The organism is Methylobacterium sp. HMF5984 (assembly GCF_045033435.1).
Classification (GTDB): Bacteria; Pseudomonadota; Alphaproteobacteria; order Rhizobiales; family Beijerinckiaceae; genus Methylobacterium.
The window spans coordinates 331761-354153 of record NZ_JBJFLN010000001.1 but is presented as its reverse complement, the minus strand read 5'-3'; the positions used below and the strand labels follow the sequence as shown (position 1 = coordinate 354153).

At 70.5% G+C, this 22393-nt stretch carries 19 protein-coding genes; 9 read left to right on the top strand and 10 right to left on the bottom strand.

The annotated features are described in order from the left end of the window. Window positions 1-21: 21 nt before the first annotated feature. Window positions 22-999, bottom strand: coding sequence for a diguanylate cyclase domain-containing protein (locus ACFZ8E_RS01670; RefSeq protein WP_405041825.1), 978 nt, complete (start codon window positions 997-999; stop codon window positions 22-24). A 255-nt stretch (window positions 1000-1254) separates the two neighbouring features. On the opposite strand from ACFZ8E_RS01670, the gene ACFZ8E_RS01665 reads away from it, so the two are divergent. The 4 genes from ACFZ8E_RS01665 to ACFZ8E_RS01650 all read left to right on the top strand — a co-directional run bounded on the left by ACFZ8E_RS01665 (window position 1255) and on the right by ACFZ8E_RS01650 (window position 5558). Then, window positions 1255-1758 carry a CAP domain-containing protein gene (locus ACFZ8E_RS01665; protein ID WP_147729617.1) on the top strand — a complete coding sequence of 168 codons (504 nt, stop codon included), beginning with the start codon at window positions 1255-1257 and terminating at the stop codon, window positions 1756-1758. A 40-nt stretch (window positions 1759-1798) separates the two neighbouring features. Then, the gene (locus tag ACFZ8E_RS01660) at window positions 1799-2734 is read left to right on the top strand and encodes a TAXI family TRAP transporter solute-binding subunit (RefSeq protein ID WP_405041824.1); all 936 of its coding nucleotides are present in this window, start codon (window positions 1799-1801) and stop codon (window positions 2732-2734) included. 533 nt (window positions 2735-3267) lie between these two features. Continuing rightward, complete coding sequence (locus tag ACFZ8E_RS01655; RefSeq protein ID WP_147728370.1) at window positions 3268-5052, top strand: glucan ABC transporter ATP-binding protein/ permease; 1785 nt, start codon at window positions 3268-3270, stop codon at window positions 5050-5052. Window positions 5053-5183: 131 nt separating this feature from the next. Continuing rightward, the gene (locus tag ACFZ8E_RS01650) at window positions 5184-5558 is read left to right on the top strand and encodes a helix-turn-helix domain-containing protein (RefSeq protein WP_405041823.1); all 375 of its coding nucleotides are present in this window, start codon (window positions 5184-5186) and stop codon (window positions 5556-5558) included. 134 nt (window positions 5559-5692) lie between these two features. Here ACFZ8E_RS01650 and ACFZ8E_RS01645 read toward each other — a convergent pair whose 3' ends face one another. Next, window positions 5693-6577 carry a YihY/virulence factor BrkB family protein gene (locus tag ACFZ8E_RS01645; RefSeq protein ID WP_147844290.1) on the bottom strand — a complete coding sequence of 295 codons (885 nt, stop codon included), beginning with the start codon at window positions 6575-6577 and terminating at the stop codon, window positions 5693-5695. Window positions 6578-7031: 454 nt separating this feature from the next. Here ACFZ8E_RS01645 and ACFZ8E_RS01640 point away from each other — a divergent pair, with 454 nt between their 5' ends. Together ACFZ8E_RS01640 and ACFZ8E_RS01635 are read left to right on the top strand one after the other, a co-directional pair. Further along, window positions 7032-7910 carry a DMT family transporter gene (locus tag ACFZ8E_RS01640; RefSeq protein WP_147860325.1) on the top strand — a complete coding sequence of 293 codons (879 nt, stop codon included), beginning with the start codon at window positions 7032-7034 and terminating at the stop codon, window positions 7908-7910. 195 nt (window positions 7911-8105) lie between these two features. Next, complete coding sequence (locus ACFZ8E_RS01635; protein ID WP_405041822.1) at window positions 8106-9788, top strand: acyl-CoA dehydrogenase family protein; 1683 nt, start codon at window positions 8106-8108, stop codon at window positions 9786-9788. A gap of 366 nt (window positions 9789-10154) precedes the next feature. Here the strand turns inward: ACFZ8E_RS01635 and ACFZ8E_RS01630 are convergent, their stop codons facing one another. Both ACFZ8E_RS01630 and ACFZ8E_RS01625 read right to left on the bottom strand, forming a co-directional pair. Beyond that, window positions 10155-11426: a hypothetical protein gene (locus ACFZ8E_RS01630; RefSeq protein ID WP_405041821.1), complete on the bottom strand. Its 1272-nt coding sequence runs from the start codon at window positions 11424-11426 to the stop codon at window positions 10155-10157. Between the two features lie 132 nt (window positions 11427-11558). Next, window positions 11559-11840 (bottom strand): hypothetical protein, encoded by a 282-nt coding sequence (locus ACFZ8E_RS01625; RefSeq protein WP_147729864.1) that lies wholly within the window; start codon window positions 11838-11840, stop codon window positions 11559-11561. 344 nt (window positions 11841-12184) lie between these two features. Between ACFZ8E_RS01625 and aat the strand changes: the two genes are divergently transcribed. Further along, window positions 12185-12871: a leucyl/phenylalanyl-tRNA--protein transferase gene (gene aat / locus ACFZ8E_RS01620; RefSeq protein WP_405041820.1), complete on the top strand. Its 687-nt coding sequence runs from the start codon at window positions 12185-12187 to the stop codon at window positions 12869-12871. Between the two features lie 50 nt (window positions 12872-12921). Here the strand turns inward: aat and ACFZ8E_RS01615 are convergent, their stop codons facing one another. After that, complete coding sequence (locus ACFZ8E_RS01615) at window positions 12922-13566, bottom strand: DUF2155 domain-containing protein (protein WP_147729817.1); 645 nt, start codon at window positions 13564-13566, stop codon at window positions 12922-12924. Window positions 13567-13910: 344 nt separating this feature from the next. After that, window positions 13911-14327, bottom strand: a complete 417-nt coding sequence (locus ACFZ8E_RS01610) for an NADH:ubiquinone oxidoreductase subunit NDUFA12 (protein ID WP_147729816.1) — start codon at window positions 14325-14327, stop codon at window positions 13911-13913. 564 nt (window positions 14328-14891) lie between these two features. On the opposite strand from ACFZ8E_RS01610, the gene ACFZ8E_RS01605 reads away from it, so the two are divergent. Then, entirely contained in the window at window positions 14892-18620 is a 3729-nt protein-coding gene (locus ACFZ8E_RS01605; RefSeq protein ID WP_147858943.1) for a vitamin B12-dependent ribonucleotide reductase, read from the top strand. Between the two features lie 288 nt (window positions 18621-18908). Here the strand turns inward: ACFZ8E_RS01605 and ACFZ8E_RS01600 are convergent, their stop codons facing one another. Continuing rightward, window positions 18909-19094, bottom strand: a complete 186-nt coding sequence (locus ACFZ8E_RS01600) for a hypothetical protein (protein WP_405041819.1) — start codon at window positions 19092-19094, stop codon at window positions 18909-18911. 53 nt (window positions 19095-19147) lie between these two features. Between ACFZ8E_RS01600 and ACFZ8E_RS01595 the strand changes: the two genes are divergently transcribed. Further along, window positions 19148-19879, top strand: a complete 732-nt coding sequence (locus ACFZ8E_RS01595) for a TIR domain-containing protein (RefSeq protein ID WP_405041818.1) — start codon at window positions 19148-19150, stop codon at window positions 19877-19879. A 765-nt stretch (window positions 19880-20644) separates the two neighbouring features. Here the strand turns inward: ACFZ8E_RS01595 and ACFZ8E_RS01590 are convergent. The 3 genes from ACFZ8E_RS01590 to ACFZ8E_RS01580 form a co-directional block, all read right to left on the bottom strand. Next, window positions 20645-20842, bottom strand: a complete 198-nt coding sequence (locus ACFZ8E_RS01590; protein WP_405041817.1) for a hypothetical protein — start codon at window positions 20840-20842, stop codon at window positions 20645-20647. A gap of 302 nt (window positions 20843-21144) precedes the next feature. After that, window positions 21145-21759, bottom strand: coding sequence for an LpxA family transferase (locus ACFZ8E_RS01585; RefSeq protein ID WP_405041816.1), 615 nt, complete (start codon window positions 21757-21759; stop codon window positions 21145-21147). Between the two features lie 81 nt (window positions 21760-21840). Then, window positions 21841-22323, bottom strand: a complete 483-nt coding sequence (locus ACFZ8E_RS01580) for a MarR family winged helix-turn-helix transcriptional regulator (RefSeq protein WP_405041815.1) — start codon at window positions 22321-22323, stop codon at window positions 21841-21843. Window positions 22324-22393: the final 70 nt, after the last annotated feature.

The following is a 22393-nucleotide window of genomic DNA, read 5'->3' as shown; positions in this document are numbered from 1 at the left end:
CGACGGCGCGATGCCGGCCGGTCAGGCGAAGCGGATCGATGCGCCGTGCGTGCGGAAGGTGTTCCGCCCGGCGCGCTTGGCGGCGTAGAGCGCCGCGTCGGCGCGGGCGAAGGCATCCGCCGGCCCGCCGCCCGCGACGGCGGCGATGCCGACCGAGGCGCCGACCCGGATCGTGACGCCGCCGACCTGCATCGGGCGGCCCATCGCATGGACGATCCGCCCCGCCAGGGCTTCGGCGCCGCGCGCGCTGCCATGGCCGCCGAGCAGGATGGCGAATTCGTCGCCGCCGATCCGCGCCACGAGGTCGGCCCGGCGGCAGAGCCCGGCGATGCGGTCGGCCGCCTCCCGGAGGCAGGCATCGCCCGCCGCATGCCCGAAGCCGTCGTTGACCGCCTTGAAGCCGTCGAGGTCGACGAGAACGAGCAGGCCCGCGCCTTGCCGGCACAGGAACGCGAGCCGGTCCTCGAAGCACATCCGGTTGGCGAGGCCCGTCATCCCGTCGAGATCGGCCCGTCGGCGCGCCGCCTCGGCGGCCAGCCTCTCGTCGGTGATGTCCTGCTTGATCCCGAACAGCCGGACCGCGACGCTCGCGCGCGCCTCCACCGTGGCGGTCAGGCGGATCCAGCGGAGTTGCCCGGCGGCGGTGCGGATCTCGGCGTCGAGGCGGAAGCCGGTCCGCTCGGCGATCGCTCGCGAGCGGGCCGCCTCGAGGGCGCGGCGCGAGGCCTCCGGGTAGTGCTCGAGGGCGCGCCCGCGCGACAGGGCCGTCCCGCGCGGGATGCCGAACAGGTCGTAGACGCCGGAGGACCAGTCGATCGCCTCGTCGCGCAGGCGGCATTCCCACACCCCGATCCCGGCCGCGGCCGCGGCCCGGTCGAAGGTGCGCTGGCGCTCGGCCAGCCGCTCGGCGTCCCGGCGGATCAGGCGCAATTGCGCCTCGGCCGAGCGGATCGTCGCCGACGCCGCGGCGACGTCGGGGTGGATGGGCGGTCCGGTCATGCGGCGGGCGACGTCGCACCGACGAAGCCGCCCCGCAGGTTCGCCTCGATGATTCCCACGCGATTCCCGACCCGGACCGGAGCGCGCCGGGACGGCCCGGCATCGACGGCTCCATTCGGTACAGCTTAAGCGCGAGCCGGTGAAGGGTTCGTCAATCCTGATGCACGTCGCCGCTGCACGGCGCCCCCGGGCACCCTATATGTCGCGGCGGTGGCCCGATCGACGCGGGCCGATGGCGAGCGGCGGATCGGACACGTGGGCAGCATCGGACGATACGGCGCGGGCGCCCTGCTGCTCGCCGGCGCGGCGCTGCTGGCCGGGTGCGCCACCGACACGCAGACCACCGCGGCGCTGCCGAGCCTCTACCTGCCCCTGTCGAACAACGCGGCCCACGTCGACACCGAAGCCGCCCGCGACATGATCTCGGCCTATCGCCGCGGCCGCGGCGAGGCGGCGCTCGCCCTCGACCCCGAGCTCCAGAAGCTCGCCGAGGCCGAGGCGGCGTCGATGGCGCTCGCCGACCGGCCGAGCAAGGCGCAGACCGTGAAGGGCGCCGTCGAGCGGCTCGGCTTCGCGTCGGCCAACGCCAACCTGTCGGCCGGCTACCACACCCTCGCCGAGGCCTTCTCCGGCTGGCGCGACAGCCCGCCCCACAACGCCGTGATGCTCGATCCGAAGGCCGCCCGCATGGGCATCGCCACCGCCTACGCGCCCGGATCGAAGTACAAGGTCTACTGGGCGCTGCTGACCGCGAAATGACGGCCGAGCGACGGCCCCGGCGCGGAGGCGGACACGTGCGATGCGGGTGAAGCCTGTTCTGGTCGCTCTCTGCCTGATGCTCGCCTCGTCCGCGCGGGCCGAGCCGCTTCGCCTCGTCCTCGGCACCGCCACCCCGGGCGGCGGCTTTCCGGCCTACGGCGCGGCGCTGGCGGCCTCGGTCCGCGCGGTCGACCCCGACCTGACCCTGGAGACCCGCGCCACCGGCGGCTCGGCCGAGAACGTCCGGCTGCTGCGCGAGGGCGCCCTCGACCTCGCGCTGGTGCAGGGCGAGTTCGCCTACGACGCGCTGGCGGCGGGTGACGGCCCGCGGCTCACCGCGGTCGCGCCGATGTACGCCACGCCCGGCCTGCTCGTGGTCGCGGCGGCGAGCCCGGTCCGTACCCTCGCCGACCTCGCCGGCATGCCCGTCGCGCTCGGCACCCGGAATTCCGGGCTGACGGTGATGGGCCGCGCGGTGCTCGCCGCCTCCGGCCTCGACCCGGAGCGCGACATCGTCCCGATCCTCCTGGAGCATGCCGGCGACGGCCCGGCCATGGTCGCCGACGGGCGCGCGGCCGCGCTCTGGGGCGGCGGCATCGGCTGGCCGGGTTTCGCGGCGGTCGCGGCGATGCCCGGGGGCGCCCGCTTCGTCGGCCCGTCGCCGCAGGCGATCGACCGGGCGCTCGCCGCGCGGCCCTCGCTGCGCCGCATGACCGTGCCGGCCGGCAGCTTCCGCGGGCAGGATTCGGCGATCGAGACCGTGGGCTCGTGGAGCCTCGTCCTCGCCCGGCCGGGCCTCGACCCCGAGGCGGCCCACCGCCTGATCGCGGCGATCGGACGGGCCGGCGCCGGGCTGGCCGGACGCCTGCCGCAGGGACGCGACAGCGATCCCGCGAACCTCGCCGCCACGGTGCCGGCGGGGAGCCTCAACCCCGGGACGGCGCGGTACCTGCGCGAGATCGGCGCGGCGCGCTGAGCCGCCGGCCCGGGGCAGGTCCCCGTCGGCGCATCCTCGATCGGGCTCGATCCCCGTGATCCGCGATGCGGTCGGGCATCCGGCGCAGCGTCGGCGCGCGAGGTTCCGGCCGGCGCCGTCGGCGCCCGATCATGTGGCCCGGGGGCCTGTGGCGCGGCCGGCCCGAACGTCGCGGTCGCGAGATCCCCGTGCACGACGCGCGATGCGAGAAATTCGCGCGCCTGCGCGCATCGCGCGCTTGTGGAGCCCTCGGGGACGAGGTTAGGAAATCTTGCTGAACGAACCGTAAAGGCCTCCCCGCAGCGCGGCGGATCCGTCAGGCGCCGTTCAGCCAGCCCCTGGCATAAGTCCCGTCGCGCCAAGCGTTTGGGAGCCCGGAGCTCGGGATTCCCGAATTCACCGTTCCGGCGATCGGACGGAGCGCGACGGAAGAAGGAAGACCCGGACCGCAGCCGCGGACCGGGTTCGAGGGGGAAGAGCGCGCTGGGCCCGGACAACACGGGGCGCGCCTGAGGTCGGTGTTCGGAGCTGACATGTCGCTGTTTCGTCTATACGCGCGCGTTCTGAGCCTTCTGGGCAACGACAAGCGGCTCGCCATCGGCCTCGGGTTCGCCAACGTCGCGCTGGCGGTGGCGGCCTTCGCCGAACCCCTGATCATGGGCCGCATCATCGACGGGCTGACCCACCTCAAGCGCGGCGGCAACGGCCTGCAGACCATGCTGCCGCTGATCGCGGCCTGGGTCGCGTTCGGCTTCTTCACCATCGCGGCGGGCGTCGCCATCGCGCTCCACGCCGACCGGCTGGCCCACCGCAATCGCCTCTCCACCATGGCGAACTACTTCGAGCACGTCCTCGACCTGCCGCTCGCCTTCCACTCGGCGAACCATTCCGGCCGCGTGCTGAAGGCGATGCTGGAGGGCACCAACGGCATGTCGGCCCTGTGGCTCGGCTTCTTCCGCGACCACTTCGCGGCCCTGGTCTCGCTCGGCGTGCTGCTGCCGATGACGCTGTTCGTGAACTGGCAGCTCGGCTCGATCCTGCTCGTGCTGGTGCTGGTCTTCACCGCGCTGACCACCTTCGTCATGCGCCGCACCGAGACGCTGCAGGGCGAGGTCGAGTTCTACAATTCGGGCCTGGCCGCGCACGCCTCCGACGCGCTCGGCAACGTCGCCGTGATCCAGTCCTTCACCCGCGCCAAGGCCGAGAAGGACGCGATGCGCGACATCATCGGCAACCTGCTCGCCGCGCAGATCCCGGTGCTGTCGTGGTGGGCGCTGGCCAACGTCGCGACCCGCGCGTCGGCCACCATCACCATGACCGCGGTGTTCGTCACCGGCATCATGCTCTACCAGGCCGGCCAGACCTCGGTCGGCGAGGTCGTCGCCTTCATGAGCCTCGCCACCGCCCTGGTGACGCGCCTCGACCACGTGGTCGGCTTCGTCAACGGCCTGTTCCAGCAGGCGCCGAAGATCGCCGAGTTCTTCACGATCTTCGACACGGTGCCGGCCGTCCGCGACCGCTCGCACGCGGTCCAGGTCGCCCGCTTCGCCGGCGAGGTCGAGTTCGAGGGCGTCGGCTTCTCCTACGACGGCCGCCGCAAGGCGCTCGACGGGGTGTCGTTCGCGGCCCGCGCCGGCGAGACCATCGCGCTCGTCGGCACCACCGGCTCGGGCAAGTCGACGACGCTGGGCCTGCTGCACCGCAGCTTCGACCCGGGCGCCGGCGCGATCCGCATCGACGGGATGGACATCCGCGACGTCGCGGTGTCGTCGCTGCGCCACAACATCGGCGTGGTGTTCCAGGAGCCGATGCTGTTCGCCCGCTCGATCCGCGAGAACCTCCAGGTCGGCCGCCCGGACGCCACCGATGCCGAGATGCTCGACGCCCTGGAGCGCGCCCAGGCCTCCGCCTTCATGGCGCGCCAGCCCGACGGCCTCGACACGGTGATCGGCGAGCGCGGCCGCTCGCTCTCGGGCGGCGAGCGCCAGCGCCTCTCGATCGCCCGGGCGATCCTGAAGAACCCGCCGATCCTGATCCTCGACGAGGCGACGAGCGCGCTCGACGCCGCCACCGAGCGCCGCCTGCAGGGCGCGCTGGAAGCCGTGATGGAAGGCCGCACCACCTTCGTCATCGCCCACCGCCTCGCAACGATCCGCAACGCCGACCGCATCCTGGTCTTCCACGAGGGCCGCATCGTCGAGAGCGGCACCTTCGACGGCCTGGTCGCGCAGAACGGCCGCTTCGCCGAGCTCGCCCGGGCGCAGTTCATGGCCGCCGAGGCGGACGAGGGCGAAGCGGTGCTGGCTCTGGCGGCCTGAGGTCGTCCTGTTCACCGAAGACGGCGAGATCGTCGCGATCATCAAGGTGACGCCCCGGGCAAGTGCCCACGATTGAGCGGTCGATCCCCACGATGCCCGCGCCATCGCGCCCGACCGAGAAGGACGTTGCCATGAACGCGCATCGCTTCACGACACCGGCCGGCGAGCGACTCGTGATCCTGAGCGAGGCCGACTACACCGCGCTGACCCAGGCCGCGGAGGACGCGGCCGACCAGGCCGCCGTCGCGCAGTTCCGCCTGAAGCTTGCGACCGGCGAGGAGGAGCTGATCCCCGCCGAGGTCGTGGACCGGCTGCTCGGCGGCGACAACCGCATCCGGGTCTGGCGCGAGCATCGCGGGCTCACGATCGCGGCGCTCGCGGCACAGGCCGGCATCGCCCAACCGTTCCTCTCGCAGATCGAGACCGGCAAGCGCGACGGCACCGTGGAGACCCTTCGGAGGATCGCGGACGCCCTCGCGGTCACGCTCGACGACCTCGTCGGCTGACGCCGGCGCGAGCGGCCAAAAGAAAACGGCCCGCCTCCCGTTTCGGGGAAGCTGACCGGATGAGGTTTCGGATCACATGGAGTCCTGGGGCCAACAGCCCGAGGCGGACTCGGTTCCCGGCAAAGCGTCTCGTCCTAGGCAACCGGCGGACGCGCCTGGCGCGCGTGCATCCGCGCCCGCAGCCGGCTGCGCTTGGCCGCGATCACGGTGCCGTTGATCTCGCCGCCGAACAGGAACATCGCCGCGAGCCAGTACAGGAACACCAGGAACACCATCGCGGTGGCGAGGCCGCCGTAGGTCGAGGCGTAGGCGTTCGAGAAGCGGTCGAGGTAGAACCCGAAGCCGAGCCCGGCGAAGAACCACAGCAGCAGCGTTACGCCGATGCCCGGCAGCACCGCCAGGAACGAGCGCCGGCCGGCGGCGACGAACTTGTGGGCGATGATCAGCACCGCGGCAAGCAGCAGCGCGGTGATGCCGATCCGGGCGATCGCGACGGTGAGGCCCAGGGGCTCGAGCCCCGGCGCGACGAGGACGACGTTGCGCCAGATCAGCGGGCCGAGCACCACTAGCAGCGCGAAGGCCAGCATCGCGCAGGCGCCGCAGACGACGTAGCCGATCGATTCGAGCCGGGTCAGCCACCACGGCCGCATCTCGCGCAGGCCGTAGGCGCGGTTCAGGCCCACCCGCAGGCTCTCGACGCCGGAGGACGAGAAGTACAGCGCCAGCAGCGCGCCGACCGTCAGCACCCCGCCGCGCTGCTCGGTGAGCACCCGGTGGACCTCGCCGACGATCGGCTTGGCGACCTCCCGCGGCCACGCGTCGAAGATTAGCAGGCCGGCCTCGTCGGCCAGGGACTTGGTGCCGAGCAGCCCCGCGAGCGCCGCGAGCAGGATCAGGAACGGGAACAGCGAGGTCAGGATCGACAGCGCGATGTGGCTCGCGATCGCCCAGCCGTCATGGGAGACGAAGCGCTGCGCGGCGATGCCCGCGACCTCGAGGGCGGTACGGAGGGGTTTCATGCCGCCCTCCCCGCTCCCCGCACGCGGGGAGGGGGCTTTGCCGACCACGTCGTCGGCAAAGCGCGGCGGCAGCCGATGGTGAGGGGGCGTCGACGGAGGAGGCTCTTTCGGGGCCGCCCCCTCACCGCCGCTCCGGCTTCGCCTGCGCTTCCCGCACGGACGACGAGGTCCGTGCGAGCCTCTCCCCGCGTGCGGGGCGAGGGGATGCGCGGTGATCGCCGAGATCCTTCCGTCAAAGCGTTTGTCACGTGCGGCGATGCTACCCGATGGAGGATGCGTTTTTCGGATACGTGATCGCGTTCCCGTCCCCGTCAACGCGTCGAGGGCCGGGGGGCGGCGTTCGGTGCCGGGGTGAAGCCTTCGGGCAACGGCGGGGCGCCCCCTGTCCCGGGGCGGGGGCGCCCCGGCTTTTTCGGTTGTCAGCGCGGACGGCGCGTGCTGCCTGCGCGGCACCATGCCCGCCCTCCTCGCAAACGTCCTGATCCCGAGCCTGTTCGTCCTGATCTGGGCGACCGGCTTCATCGCGGCCCGGTTCGTGGCCCCCCATGCCCAGCCGCTGCCCTTCGTGGCGTTGCGGGTGATCGGCGTGGCCCTGGTGCTCGGCGCGATCGCCCTCGCGCTTCGCGCCCGCTGGCCGCGGACCCGCGCGGGATGGCGCGACGCGATGGTCGCGGGCGTGCTGATGCAGGGCTGCTACATCGTCGGCGTGTTCTGGGCGATCCATCGCGGCCTGCCCGCGGGGATCGCGGCCCTCGTCGGCAGCCTGCAGCCGCTGGCGACGGCGATGCTGGCCGGGCCGGTGCTCGGCGAGGCGGTGAGCCTGCGCCGCTGGTGCGGAATCGGGCTCGGCTTCCTCGGGGCCGGGCTCGTGCTCGCCCCGAAGATCGGCGCCGCCGACCCGGCCGGCATCCCGCCGGTCGCGCTCGCCGCGTGCGCCGGCGCGGTCGCCGCGATCACGCTCGGCACGCTCTGGCAGAAGCGCACCGGTGCCGACGCCGACCTGCTGGCCACCGCGACCCTGCAGTTCGTCGGCGCCTGCGGCGTCGCGGTGCCGCTGGCGCTGCTGTCGGGCGACGGCCTCGCCGTGCCGCCGCTGCTGCCGGTCTGGCTCGGGATGGCGTGGTCGGTGCTGGTCAGCTCCGTCGCCGGGATCCTGCTGCTGCTCGTGCTGATCCGGCGCGGCGCGGTGGCCGGCGTCTCGGCGCTGCTGTTCCTGGTGCCGCCGGTCTCGGCGACCATGGCCTACCTGATGTTCGGCGAGGCGCTGACCGGGCTCCAGGTCGCCGGCATGGCGGTGGCCGCGATCGGCGTCGCGGTGGCGAACCGAGGCTAGGCGAGAGGGCGCGGCGACGGCACCCGCGACGTCGCGCCGGTTTCGCCAACCGGTTGCGGCGTTGAGGAAAATTGCACGCGACTGGATAGAAAATTCAAGACGAATTGCGGCTCCGAGCCTCAAGAATTTGCTACGTCCCGGTGGATCGGGCCTATATTGCTCGCAACCGGAAACGTTCAGACGAAAGTGCTAGCCATGTCCGCTTCGCCCGCCTTCCAGCCCGAGCCGCAGGATCTCGTCGCCCTCACGCAGGCCGCCGGCGAATCCGCGAAACGTCTCGTCGCCGAGGCGACCCGCCGGGTCCGCACCCGCGTGCTGGGCACGGACGGCAAGGTCGACGCCGCCAAGCTGGAGGCCGAGCAGCACGCCGCCCACGGCCTCGCCTGGATCGCCACCTACGGCGAGGCGGTGCGCGAGCTCGGCACCTACGCCGCCAACCTGCGCGCGGCCGGCCGCCTCGGCGAGACCGAGACGCTGCTCGTGAAGATCGGCGCGGGCGAGTACCTCGAGCAGATGGTCTCGGGCATCCCGATGAGCCAGGGCGAGATGGTGCGCCCGGTCGGCTCGCTCGGGCTCACCGCCCGCGAGGTGCAGCTGTTCCGCACCGACGCGGTCGAGGCGCTGATCGCCGACGGCAACACCCCGGAGAACCGCGCCGCCCTGGTCCAGAAGATCCGGGACGGCGTGGCGTCGGCCACCGTCGGAGATTCCGGCCTCGACGAGGACATGGAGGCGATCCGCTCCGAGATGCGCCGTTTCGGCAAGGCCGAGGTGGTGTCCCAGGCGCACGAGTGGCACCTCAAGAACGACTACATCCCGATGGAGATCGTCACCAAGATGGCCGAGCTCGGCGTCTTCGGCCTGACGATCCCGGAGGAATACGGCGGCATGGGCCTGCCGAAGATCTCGATGTGCGTCGTCTCCGAGGAGCTGTCGCGCGCCTATATCGGCGTCGGCTCCCTCGGCACCCGCTCGGAGATCGCCGCCGAGCTGATCCTGTGCGGCGGCACCGAGGAGCAGAAGCAGCGCTTCCTGCCCAAGATCGCCTCGGGCGACATCCTGCCGACGGCCGTGTTCACCGAGCCGAACACCGGCTCGGACCTCGCCTCGCTGCGCACCAAGGCGGTGAAGGACGGCGAGACCTGGAAGATCTCCGGCAACAAGACCTGGATCACCCATCCCGTCCGCGCCGACATCATGACGGTGCTGGTCCGCACCAAGCCCGAGGAGAAGGGCCACCGCGGCCTGTCGATGCTGATCGCCGAGAAGCCCCGCGGCACCGACGCGGAGCCGTTCCCGGTCCAGGGCCTCACCGGCGGCGAGATCCACGTGCTCGGCTACCGCGGCATGAAGGAGTACGAGCTCGCCTTCGAGAACTTCGAGGTGCCGGGCAACAACCTCCTCGGCGAGGTCGAGGGCAAGGGCTTCGCCCAACTGATGCAGACCTTCGAGTCGGCCCGCATCCAGACCGCGGCCCGCGCCATCGGCGTCGCCCAGTCGGCCCTCGACCTCGGCCTTCGCTACGCCGAGGAGCGGATGCAGTTCGGAAAAGCCCTGATCAGCTTCCCGCGGGTCGCCGACAAGCTTGCGATGATGGCGGTGGAGATCAACATCGCCCGCCAGCTCACCTACTTCTCGGCCCGCGAGAAGGACGAGGGCAAGCGCTGCGACCTCGAGGCCGGCATGGCGAAGCTCCTCGGCGCCCGCGTCGCCTGGGCGGCGGCCGACAACGCCCTGCAGATCCACGGCGGCAACGGCTTCGCGCTCGAGTACGCCGTCAGCCGCGTGCTCTGCGACGCCCGCATCCTCTCGATCTTCGAGGGCGCGGCCGAGATCCAGGCCCAGGTCATCGCCCGCCGCCTGCTCGAGGCGGCGTGAGACGACGCCCGGGCCGGGAGACGGCCCGGGCACCGCTCGGATCTTCCCGCCCCCCCAAAATCGGGCCCGCCCGAACCGGGGGCACGCGGAATCGGGCACGCAAGCGATGCGGATTCCGGGCAAGCCCGTGATCCGTCGAGGGGAGGGACGCGTGGACGCGTCCGCTCCGAAACGGCCCCGGCCGGACAGCGGCCACGCCCGCAATCCGGATCAGGGGTGCAGCCTCGGCTTACCGCGGCGCCGGCTCCGGCGGGCGCCGCGCATCCTCACCGGTGCCGGGGGCGGCCACGGCCTTCGTCTTCCGGTCCCCGCGGTTTCGCGGCTGACGGAACCGGTCGTCGCCCGGCGACGGACGGCGCGCGAGGCTCACGGCGCGGCGATCGCGGCGACCTGCGGCGCCTCCGTCAGGAGCAGCCCCCGCACCTCGGCCGCCGCCTCGCGGGCCGGGCGGTCCAGCGCCTGCCGCAGCGCCGCGATCCGGGCCGCGCAGCGCGCCGGCGGGCGCCGGGCGTGCCGGCGCGGGCGGGCGTCGTCGCCCGCGGCGGCTCCCTCGGTCGGCGCCGCATTCTGCCGTCGCGCCTGCACGATCAGCGCCGGCAGGCTCGGCACCGGGTGCGCGGCGTGCCGCAGGGCCTCGTCGATCGCGACCACGTCGCCGCCGGCGATGGCTTCGCACGCATCACCGTCGCCCGCCCCCACCGCCCGCGACGCTGCGAGCGCCGCATGCCCGAGCGCCCGGATGGTCGCGTCGTCGGCCCGGCGGAACAGGACCCTGAGGTGGTCGTTCGCCCGGGCGCGCAACCCGTCGAAGGCGTCCGCTTCCGAGCGCCCGTTCCGGTAGCCGTCGCGGTACCAGGCGGCGATGCGGTCGAGGGCGGCGGGGTCGGCCTGCGCGAGGATCGGCAGGTTGCGCAGCACCTGCGCGCGGGCCGCCTCCGGGCCGTCGTCGTCGTCGAGGGTCGAGTCGGGGAAGCGGTCGGGCTCCACCACCTCGGTGACGGCGCCGGCCCGGATCAGGCGCTCAGCATCCGGCATCCAAATGTCGTCGGAGGCGACCGCCAGCGCCTCCGCCGTGAAGTCCGCGGCGAGGCCGGCGTCGCGATAGGCCGCCCGCTCGGGGCTGGCGTCGACGGCGAAGGTCTGCCCGAACAGGCCGGCCTCGTAGGGGGCGTGGAAGCCGAGGCGCCCGGCCGTGCCGAGGTAGCGCGCGCGGCCGCGGACGAAGGCCAGGGTGCAGGCCGAGGCGCATTCGTCGGGGACGTAGGTGTCGAGCCCGTGCTCGGCGATCAGCGCCCCCAGCGCCAGGCCCTCCTCGACCAGGCCGCCGCCGCTGGTGAGGTGGATGCGGCGGGCCTGCGGGTTCGCCGCCAGAAGGGCCTCGACCCGCAGCGCGACGCCGTCCATCAGGTCGCCGGCCACCCGCACGTCCGCCCCGCCCGGCCCGAGGGCGACCCGCGCCGCCGCGTCCGCCGGGGCGAAACGCTGCGCCAGATCGGTCGAGGCGCCGGCGAAGGCCATCCGCAGGGAGGTCCGCGTGTCGGCCGAGCCCGCGCCGACGAGGCAACCGAGGCCGAGGGCGGAGGCGGCGCAGGCGAACGCGAACCGGGATGGGATGCGGCGACGGGTGTGGATCGGCATGCCGAAACCTCTCGCCTGCGGCGTCGCGCAGGTCGTCCGATGGCTGGACTTCGGGGTGGGACTGGACTTCGGGGTGGGATCAGGGTCGGGCCGACCGCGTCGGCCGGGTCGCCCGCGAGGGCGCTTCGCCGCTCAGGGCGTCTCGCTCGCGAGGTAGGCGACCATCATCTCGGCCACGGCGCGGCCGGCATAGGCCGGCGGGCTCTCGCCCCGGCGCACCGGGAAGGCGTCGACGATCCTGCGGCCGGCCAGGATGCCGCGCACCTCGTCGGGCATCAGGCCGTCGTCGATGGCGGTGGCGAAGGCGGCCCGGCCGTAATGCCGGCGGTGCGCCCGCGCGGCCAGGGCGAAGGTGCGGGATCCGAATGTCCGTCCCGCGCCGGATGCGTCAAATGCCGTGTCGTGATGGCCCATCGCCGTCGTCCTTCCGTGCCGTGTTGCGATCCTTCCCCGTGCCGTCGGTGCGACGACACGACGGGATCGGACGGGCCTCGGGTCGGGACTTGCGCATGGCGACGATCATGCCGGCCTCCGGGCGGCGTGCTGCCACCTCTTGGGTTCGATGCTGATGATCCTAGCCAATGCGGCCGGGGATGTGCTTCCAAAGATCGCCGCCCCTGCAGGTCGGTCCTGATGCGGACGGATCGAACCGCAGAAGGATCGCGATCGCCGGCCGGTCGGGCCCGCGGCGTCGGCGCCGTGGATTTGCGCGGCCGCCCCACTGGCGTTCCGGACGCGCGCACGCCAGAATCGCCGCCATGCACGACGGCACCCGCGTGGAGATCACGCCCGAGATCCTTCTCAAGGCCTACGCCGCCGGCATCTTCCCGATGGCCGAGGACGCCGACGACCCGACGCTGTACTGGGTCGAGCCCCGCGCCCGCGGGGTGCTGCCGCTCGACGGGTTCCGCGTGTCGAAGCGGCTCGCGCGCACGGTGCGCTCGGACGTGTTCGAGGTCCGCAGCGACACCGACTTCGACGGCGTGATCGGCGGCTGCGCCGCCCCGCGCCGCGAGAGCGAGCGCACCTGGATCAACGGCCGCATCCGCGAGCTCTACGGCGCGCTGTTCGACCGCGGCCACGCCCACACGATCGAGGTCTACGCCGGCGAGCCGCGCCGGCTCGTCGGCGGCCTCTACGGGGTCTCGATGGGGGCGGCCTTCTTCGGCGAGAGCATGTTCCACGAGGTGCGCGACGCCTCGAAGGTCGCCCTCGTCCACCTGATGGGACGGCTCCGCGCCGGCGGATACCGCCTCGCCGACACCCAGTTCGTCACCGAGCACCTCGCCCAGTTCGGCGCCGAGGAGCTGCCGCGCCACGTCTACAAGCGCCGGCTCGCCGAGGCGCTGGGCCACGCCGCCGACTGGAACGCCTGGCCGACGGACGGCAGCGTCGGAGGGGCGCAGGCCCTGGCCGCCCTCGGGCCGGGCTCCGCGGAGGCGTGAGGCTCCCCTTCCCTCCCCCGCTTCAGGGGGGAGGGAAAGGGGGGATGCGGTCAGCGGAAGATCGCGTCGAAGATCGATTGCGGCTGCGGGGGCTGCGGCGGGGCCGGGGCCGGGCCCTCGTTCGACGGGAAGAACTTGCGCGAGGGCTTCTGGCGCGGCTGGACCGGGACGCCGCGCGGCGCCTCGACGTCGACCTGGCCGGCGGAGTTGACCTGCTGCACGGTCTTGGCGGCGTCCTTCGTGCCGCGCTTGCGCTCGGGCTTGGCGGCCATCGCCGGCACGTCCTCCTGCTCGCGCGCCTCGGCGATGATGTCGCTGCCGCCCTTACAATCCACCAGCCACACGTCGTAGATCGGGTGCTCGATCGCGTGCAGGCCGGGGCTCGAGGCGAACATCCAGCCGGTGAAGATCCGGCGGTACTTGTTCTCCAGCGTCACCTCGTCGACCTCGAGGAAGGCCGTGGTCTTGGCGCTCTCGGTCGGCGGCCGGGTGTAGCAGACCCGCGGGGTGAGCTGCAGCGCGCCGAACTGCACGGTCTCGTCCACCGCCACCTCGAACGAGACGATGCGGCCGGTGATCTTGTCGAGGCCGGAGAACACCGCGGTCGGGTTCTTGATCTTGTCGGCGGAGGCCGGGCCTGCGCAGAGCGCGAGGGCGGCGAGGCCGAACGCGGCCCGTGCGGTGATGCGGCTCAAGGCACGCCCCTCTCGGCAAGTGAACGACGCGGCGCGCGGCCGGCGGATCGACGCGTTCAATACGGAAACGGTGGTGGAAAAAGGGCGCGGCCTCCGTGGTCGCGACGCGGGCGGACAGGGCCTGCAGGTCTCGTTTCCGGCCCCTCCCCGTCATCCCGGGGCGCCGGAGGCGAGCCCGGGATCCAGCGCCGCGGGTCTCGCTCCAGTCTGCGCCTCGCGGCGGCCCTGGATTCCGGGCTCTGCTGCGCAGCCCCGGAATGACGGAGACCGGGTCGTCAAAGCAGATCCGGCCTCGGAGGCCTATCCAACCGGAGGGGAGACGTGCCGGCCGGACTGGTGGGGGGCTATTCGCCCGGCGTCCACGGCACGTAGTCGCCGGTGGCGGCGGGGCGGGCGCCCCAGGAGAGCTGCGAGCCCTTCGGGCGGTAGGCGTCGGCCGTGCCGGTCATGTTCTCGACGTGGGGCTTCTGCCACTCGCGCGGGGTGTAGGCCTCCTCGCTCGGCGGCAGCTCGATGTTGTGGCAGAGCCAGCCGCGCCAGCCGGGCGGGACCTTCGAGGCGTCGGCGTAGCCGTTGTAGACCACCCAGCGCCGCTCCGAGCCGACCGAGCGGTCGATCAGCGCCCCTTGCGCGCGGTAGTACTTGTTGCCGTGGTCGTCGCTGCCGACGAAGTTGCCGCTGCGCGCGGTGTAGAGCGCGAGCGACATCGTCTGCCCGTTCCACCACGTGAAGATGCGCAGAAGCGTGTCCTTGAGCGCCATCGCCGTCTCCGAAGCCTGCTCGCACGCGCGGCCGGGGATCGCGATCCGGGCTGCGCATGCAGAGCGCGGTTATGAGCAGCGGGTGCCCGCAAGTCCAGAACCAAGTCCGAAACCCGAGTCCGGGCGCCGGTGACGCCGCCGGGCGGGCGTCGCCGCGGACCGGCCCCGTTGCCCGGCGGCCATGCCGGCGCGGCGGCGCGGCGCGGGCGTTTTCGGGCGCCCCGACGACGCTGTGGACGCAAAAATTTTCCGCGCGAAATCCAGGAGGCGGAAACAGCACTTACGGCCGGCGCCGACTTATCCACAATTTTACCGCCAAGACCACAACATCTAGCGTGGAACCGGGAGGCCGAACACCACTTGTTGACGTGAAGGCCGGCCCGGCGTTAATGTCCGGGTCATGGTTCGGGAGCGCCGATCCGTTCGATCCGTGCGCGTCCAGCCACCTTCTTACCAACGTCGGCCGATCCGGGCAGCGTCGCTTCAGGCGCCCGGATTCGGCTCTTCGGATCTCCGGATTCAACCCCGGGGCGCCTCTGCGCCTCGTCGGGAGAGGTGCGTCTCATGCGGTTCGAGCGTCGTTACACCACGTCCGGTTCCTCGCCTTATGCGGCGATCCCGTTCCGCAAGGCACTGTCCGAGATCCGCAACCCGGACGGCTCGACCGTCTTCCGCCTCGACGGGATCTCGGTGCCCGAGAGCTGGAGCCAGGTCGCGAGCGACGTGCTGGCGCAGAAGTACTTCCGCAAGGCCGGCGTGCCGGCGCGCCTGAAAAGGGTCGAGGAGAACGACGTCCCGTCCTTCCTGTGGCGCTCGGTGCCGGACGAGGCGGCGCTCGGCGAGCTGCCCGAGGCCGAGCGCACCGGCTCCGAGACGTCGGCGACGCAGGTGTTCGACCGCCTGGCCGGCTGCTGGACCTACTGGGGCTGGAAGGGCGGCTACTTCACCTCTGAGGAGGACGCCTCCGCGTTCCTCGACGAGCTGCGCTTCATGCTCGCCAAGCAGATGGTCGCGCCGAACTCGCCGCAATGGTTCAACACCGGCCTGCATTGGGCCTACGGCATCGACGGCCCGGCCCAGGGCCATTACTACGTCGACTACCGCAGCGGCGAGCTGACCAAGTCCGCCTCGTCCTACGAGCACCCGCAGCCGCATGCCTGCTTCATCCAGGGCGTGCAGGACGACCTCGTCAACGAGGGCGGCATCATGGACCTGTGGGTCCGCGAGGCGCGCCTGTTCAAGTACGGCTCCGGCACCGGCTCGAATTTTTCGATGCTTCGTGGAGAAAACGAAAAACTCGGCGGCGGCGGCAAGTCGTCCGGCCTGATGTCCTTCCTCAAGATCGGCGACCGGGCGGCCGGCGCGATCAAGTCCGGCGGCACCACCCGGCGCGCGGCCAAGATGGTCATCGTCGACATCGACCACCCGGACATCGAGCAGTACATCGACTGGAAGGTGAAGGAGGAGCAGAAGGTCGCCGCGCTGGTGACCGGCTCCAAGATCGTCTCCAAGCACCTCGCCGCGGTGATGAAGGCCTGCACCCAGTGCGAGGCGGAAGGCGACGCCTGCTTCGACCCCGAGCGCAACCCGGCCCTGAAGAAGGCCGTGAAGGCCGCCCGCAAGGACGCCGTGCCGGATTCCTACACCAAGCGGGTGATCCAGTTCGCCCGCCAAGGCTTCACCAAGATCGACTTCCCGGTCTACGACACCGACTGGGACTCGGAGGCCTACCTCACGGTGGCCGGCCAGAACTCCAACAACTCGGTCTCGCTGACCGACGACTTCCTGCGCGCGGTCGAGACCGACGCGCCCTGGGAGCTGAAGGCCCGCACCACCGGCAAGACGACCAAGACCCTGCCGGCGCGCGAGCTGTGGGAGAAGATCGGCGAGGCGGCCTGGGCCTCGGCTGATCCGGGCCTGCACTTCAACACCACGATGAACGACTGGCACACCTGCCCGACCGGCGGGCGGATCCGGGCCTCGAACCCGTGCTCCGAGTACATGTTCCTCGACGACACCGCCTGCAACCTGGCCTCGGCCAACCTGCTGACGATGTACGACCGCCAGACCAAGCAGTTCGACGTCGAGGCGTTCGAGCACCTCAACCGCCTCTGGACGGTGGTGCTCGAGATCTCGGTGACGATGGCGCAGTTCCCGTCGAAGGAGATCGCCGAGCTCTCCTACAGGTACCGCACGCTCGGCCTCGGCTACGCCAACATCGGCGGCCTGCTGATGACGATGGGCCTGCCCTACGACTCGGATAAGGGCCGGGCGCTGGCCGGCGCGCTGACCGCGATCATGACCGGCGTGTCCTACGCCACCTCGGCCGAGATGGCCGCGGAGCTCGGGGCCTTTCCGGCCTACGAGGACAACGCGGACGCCATGCTCAAGGTGATCCGCAACCACCGCCGCGCGGCGCACGGCGAGGCGGAGGGCTACGAGTTCCTCTCGATCGCCCCGGTGCCGCTCGACCACGCCAACATCCCGCAGGGCAATCTCGGCGACCACGCCCGCGCCGCCTGGGACCGCGCCCTGCGGCTCGGCGAGGAGCACGGCTATCGCAACGCGCAGGCGACGGTGCTGGCGCCGACCGGCACGATCGGCCTCGTCATGGATTGCGACACCACCGGCATCGAGCCCGACTTCGCCCTGGTGAAGTTTAAGAAGCTCGCCGGCGGCGGCTACTTCAAGATCATCAACCAGGCCGCGCCGGATGCGCTGCGCGCGCTCGGCTACCGCGAATCCGAGATCGCCGAGATCGAGGCCTACGCGGTCGGCCACGGCTCGATGGGCCAGGCGCCGGCGATCAACCCGGGCTCCCTGCGGGCCAAGGGCTTCACCGACGACAAGATCGCCGCGATCGAGGCGGGCCTGAAGTCGGCCTTCGACATCAAGTTCGTGTTCAACCGCTGGACGTTGGGCGACGCCTTCCTCACCGACACCCTGAAGGTGCCGGCGGACAGGCTCTCCGACCCGACCTTCGAGCTGCTGCCGTTCCTCGGCTTCTCGCGGAAGGACGTCGAGGCCGCCAACACCCACATCTGCGGGGCGATGACGCTCGAGGGCGCGCCGGGGCTGAAGCAGGAGCACTACGCGGTGTTCGACTGCGCCAACCCGTGCGGGCGGATCGGCAAGCGCTACCTCTCGGTCGACAGCCACATCCGCATGATGGCGGCGGCGCAGCCCTTCATCTCGGGGGCGATCTCCAAGACCATCAACATGCCCAACGACGCCACGGTCGAGGATTGCAAGGCGGCCTACACCCTGTCCTGGCGCCTGGCGCTCAAGGCCAACGCGCTCTACCGCGACGGCTCCAAGCTGTCGCAGCCGCTGAACTCGGCCCTGATCCAGGACGAGGACGACGAGGAGGACATGGTCGAGGCGCTGGTGCAGGCGCCGGCCGCCGCCAAGGCGACGCAGCTCGCCGAACGAATCGTCGAGCGGGTGATCGAGCGGGTCGAGCGCATCCGCTCGCGCGAGAAGCTGCCGCACCGGCGCAAGGGCTACACCCAGAAGGCCGTCGTCGGCGGCCACAAGGTCTACCTGCGCACCGGCGAGTACGACGACGGCCGCATCGGCGAGATCTTCATCGACATGCACAAGGAGGGCGCCGCCTTCCGAAGCCTGATGAACAACTTCGCCATCGCGATCTCGCTCGGGCTCCAGTACGGCGTGCCGCTCGAGGAATACGTCGAGGCCTTCACCTTCACCCGCTTCGAGCCGGCGGGCTTCGTGCAGGGCAACGACGCGATCAAGAACGCGACCTCTATCCTCGACTACGTCTTCCGCGAGCTGGCGATCTCGTACCTCGCCCGCATGGACCTCGCCCATGTCGACCCCTCCGAGATCGGCTCGACCGTGCTCGGCGGCGGCGAGGGCGACACCACCCGCGAGGCGGGCAAGCCGCAGCAGACGGCCGCCAGCGTCGTCTCCCGCGGTCTGCTGCGCGGCTCGGCCGACCGGCTGACCCTGATCCAGGGCGGCCCGTCCGGCGCGACCGTCGGCGTCGGCGCCGGCAACGCGGGCCAGTCGGCCCCGGCCGGCGGCGTGGTCCACGCCATGCGCGGCGCCACCGCGCTCAAGGCGGAGCCGGACTTCGCCGGCCACGCGGAGACGTCGATCGAGGCCCTGCCCTTCGCCAAGCCGGAGCGCAGCGTCGCCGACCGGCGCGCCGAGGCCAAGATGAAGGGCTACGTCGGCGAGGCCTGCCCGGAATGCGCGAACTTCACGCTGGTCCGCAACGGAACCTGCCTGAAGTGCGACACCTGCGGCAGCACGACCGGCTGTTCGTAGGCGCGGCGGTCGGCGCAGGTGTGGGCCGCCTTTGAGTTCGGTCTTTCTCGCGGGTTTTGGTGTTCCTGAAATACCGAAAGTTTGCTCAAGTCAGCGCGTGCTTGGCTAGTCCGGAATGGATCCTGCTCAAAGGGCGAGATTTGCGGAAGCACAACGGGGTGCAGTTGATTATGCCGGGTTGATATAGCTGTTTAAGGCGACAAGGGAGTTTGGTTGTATAAAGAGGATGTTTGATAGTTCGCAATAGGGAAGTCTGGACGTAGGTCCTGTTTGCGGTCTCACAACTCATCAATCACCTGGGCGGCCGAAGTCCTTTGGCCGCCCAAGTCGAAAACGGAACAAAACGGGCACGTGGGAATCGTCCAGTTCAGGACGGATCCCTCGGCCGGTCACCACGAAGTCGAGGAGGCCGAGAATGCCATTCGCGATGCGATACCGCTGCCGGAATTGCGGCACGAGGTTCGAGACGAGCATCCTGACCGCCGAGGAGGTTCGTGAGGCAAGGCGGCGGAACGAAGGGCTGTCGAATGTCCATTGCCCGGGCTGCAAACGTACGGACGTCGAAAAAGGTTGGTGAGGCGAAATCGACGCGTGCCTCCGCGATCAAGACGAAACCGTTGAAGGCAAAGTTTGCTCGCGACGACGTCCCACCAGTCCTGACGATCTTCCTGTCCTACTCGCACAAGGACGAGATCCATCTCGAACGCCTGCGTAAGCACCTGAGACCTTTGGAGCGGAAGGGCATCGAACTCTGGTATGACCGGGACATAGAGGCCGGAGGCGAACTGGCCCCGGAGATCAAGCGGGCACTCCGCCGCGCAAGAATCTTCGTCGGAGTCATCAGCCCGGACTACATCGCATCGACGTACTGCTTCGAAAAGGAATACCGCTATGCCCTGGGCAGGCGGGAGCGAAAGACCATGCATGTGGTCGCCGCGGTCATCCGCACCTGCGGATGGCTCGGTACGCCGATGGCACGTTTCAAGTCCCTCCCGCGCGACGGTAGGCCGGCCAACGAGTGGCCCAGTCGCGACAAGGCCTACGAGGACATCGCCCAGGGCATCGCAGGCGTGGTCAGGAGCGAATTGACCCAATGTGCGGTGACAGGTCCCGAGATCGGGCGCGTCGGGCCTGCGCCGACGAAGAAACCACGTCTTCCCTCAAAGAAAACAGCTCCTACGTCGAAGCCTTCCGCGATAAGCACCCGTTCGGGCAAGCGACGGTCCCCCTCCAATGCGAAGACGGGGCCTAGGCGATGAGCCCTCCCGTCAAAATCTGGTCCGGGATGATATGAGGTCACAGGACCGACTCAGGCGGATCACTACGCTGGTAACATTGCGAGGCACATAGCCATCGTTGCCGAGGAGTGTGGGTTGCCTTACCGGAAAGCTGCGGCTCGATTGGCACTATTGGCTGATAACACTACTTGTTTATTTTCGAGGATCAAGATAAGCACGACGCTAAACCCGGCTATCAAGATCACCAAAATCATCGCCCTGCTGCTGCTGGCCGCGCTCGCGCATTACTGTGTTGACCGCCGACCCTTTGATGCGCGTTCGAACACCAAATTTCCGCACAGAAGCAATCTAGAGTGAATTGAGGCTGGGGTTCGTCATCGGACGTCAGCCTTGGGCATTTGAAGCTCGGCGTCCTATGCCGCTTCCTGATCCGTCGACCCTCCCTGATCAGTCCCTCGGAACCACAACCGGTTCGGCGGTCGAGGTCACTCGCGTCCGAGGACTATGACGGGTTTGGCGATATCATCGGTACCGGTTCGCGGAGGGAGATTGTAGGACAGTACAGTTCAGGAGGGGGTACAGCTGATCCGTCACCTCGGGGAATAGGGAAGCGTACCCCTCACCGAAGCGAGGACACCTCCAGCCGCCAACGTGATCCACGGGAAGTGGGAAGTGGGTAGCGCTTCCCATGGCCTGCTTCCAGCTTTTTGCGTTTCGTCGTTCGTCGCCACGTGAATGCTTGGTTCGGATGGTCGTCGAGGGGCGCCGCCCGCACCGGGTCGGACGTCAAGGCGTTCCGAGCGCGACGCCGAGCACCTCTTCGAGGTCCGAAACGCCGAACGGCATCCTCGGCAGGGCCGCCGTCGATTCGACGACCTCCTCATTGGCCGCGGTCTCGGAGTACCGGCTCGCGAAGACGACCGGCAGCCCCGGCTGCCGCGCTAGTGCCACCGCGGCCACCTGAGCACCGTTCACCCGCGCCAATGGTGCCTCTGGGCGGTGAACGCTCTTTCCCAGCCCAGGCCGGGGTTGGCGATACCTGTCTACGGTCCACGATGCGTTCGCCGGTAAACCGACACGTGCGACCCCGCTCAGGACCAGCAGTCGCGGCTCCTTTTCCACGGGTGCGTGTGGTCATGATCTGACGCTTGGCACCCATCCTCGAACGTCCGAGATGGGGTGGGACGCGGACCCTTCTCCCAGAAGCGGACGTTCCGCTGGCGACCCGAAACAGCCACTCAGGCCGTTTTCAGCGATCCTCAAAAGCGGACATGACTTCGAACGTCTCAGGAGGGTGGTCGTTGATCGATCAATCCGAGGCGGGGAACGACCGTCCCGGCCGCCAGAATGGCGCCCGGCGCGACGACCGCGTTCGCGCCGATGCGGCATCCGTCCCCGACGAGCGCGCCGAACTTTAGCACGGGAGCTTCGATAAGCTCCCCACGGTAAGTGAGCCGGAGGTGCGGGTCGCGCAACTCGTTCCGGTAATTCGCGATGATCGCCCCGGCTTCGAGGTTCACGTCCTGGCCGAGGATGCTGTCGCCCACGAAGTTGAAGTGCGCGAGCCTCGATCCCCGGAACATGATGGTCGACTTGACCTCGGTCCCCGGCCCCACGACGCAGCCGCCATCGAGCCAGCACCCGCCGCGCAGAAGGCTCCCGGCGGCCACGCGGCAGTTCGGGCCGACGATCAGGGGACCCTTCAACGTGGCCCCGCCCTCGACCTCGGCCGTCCGGTGAACGGCGATGCCGCCTTCGATGCCGTAGCCGTCATCCAGGGTACCGAGCAGCCTCACGACCATGCCCGGCAGCGCAGCGACAACATCCCACGCCTCGTCCGACGAACGGGTCGCGAAGGAAGACGCATGCCACGACGCGATGGCCTCGAACAGCATGGTCATGCGGTCTCCGTCCCCCACCTCGTGACGCCTTCACCGATGAGACGAAGTAAACCCATTCCGGGCCTGATAGAGAACACGTCATCAGTGCGGGGAACGCGTGTCCGACCATGCCAAGGCCGTCAGCAGGCTGCCGCCCGGTGCGCCCGCCTCGCCGAACAGTCGTTCCTGGACCGCGATGGCCAGCGGCATGGCCCGCCGAAGTGCGGCGACGCCCGATTCGGTCACCGCGATGCATTTGGCCCGGGTGTCGGCGACGCTGCGCGCGCGCGCCACCATGTCCTTGTCCTCCAGCGTCCCCAGGACCTGCGACACCTGCATGGGGTGGACGTCCCCGAACCGCGCCAGGGCGACCTGGGTCACGGGCTCGCCGGATCGTGCCATCCAAGCGGTCATCGCCAGCACGGTGAACTGGAGGTGGGTGAGATGGACGGGCGCGAGCGCTCGGTCGATCTCGCGAACGTAGCGATGGACGACCCGCCACAACACGAACCCCACCGCGTTCTCGGGTGCGCCGAGGGTCTCGTGCTCGAACAGGTCGGCAAGTGTCTGCGGATCGGTGGCCATGGCCTTTCCTACGACCGCAGCGCAAGCCGCGCATCCCCGGCCTGCGGGGGTTCACATGATAAACGCGTTT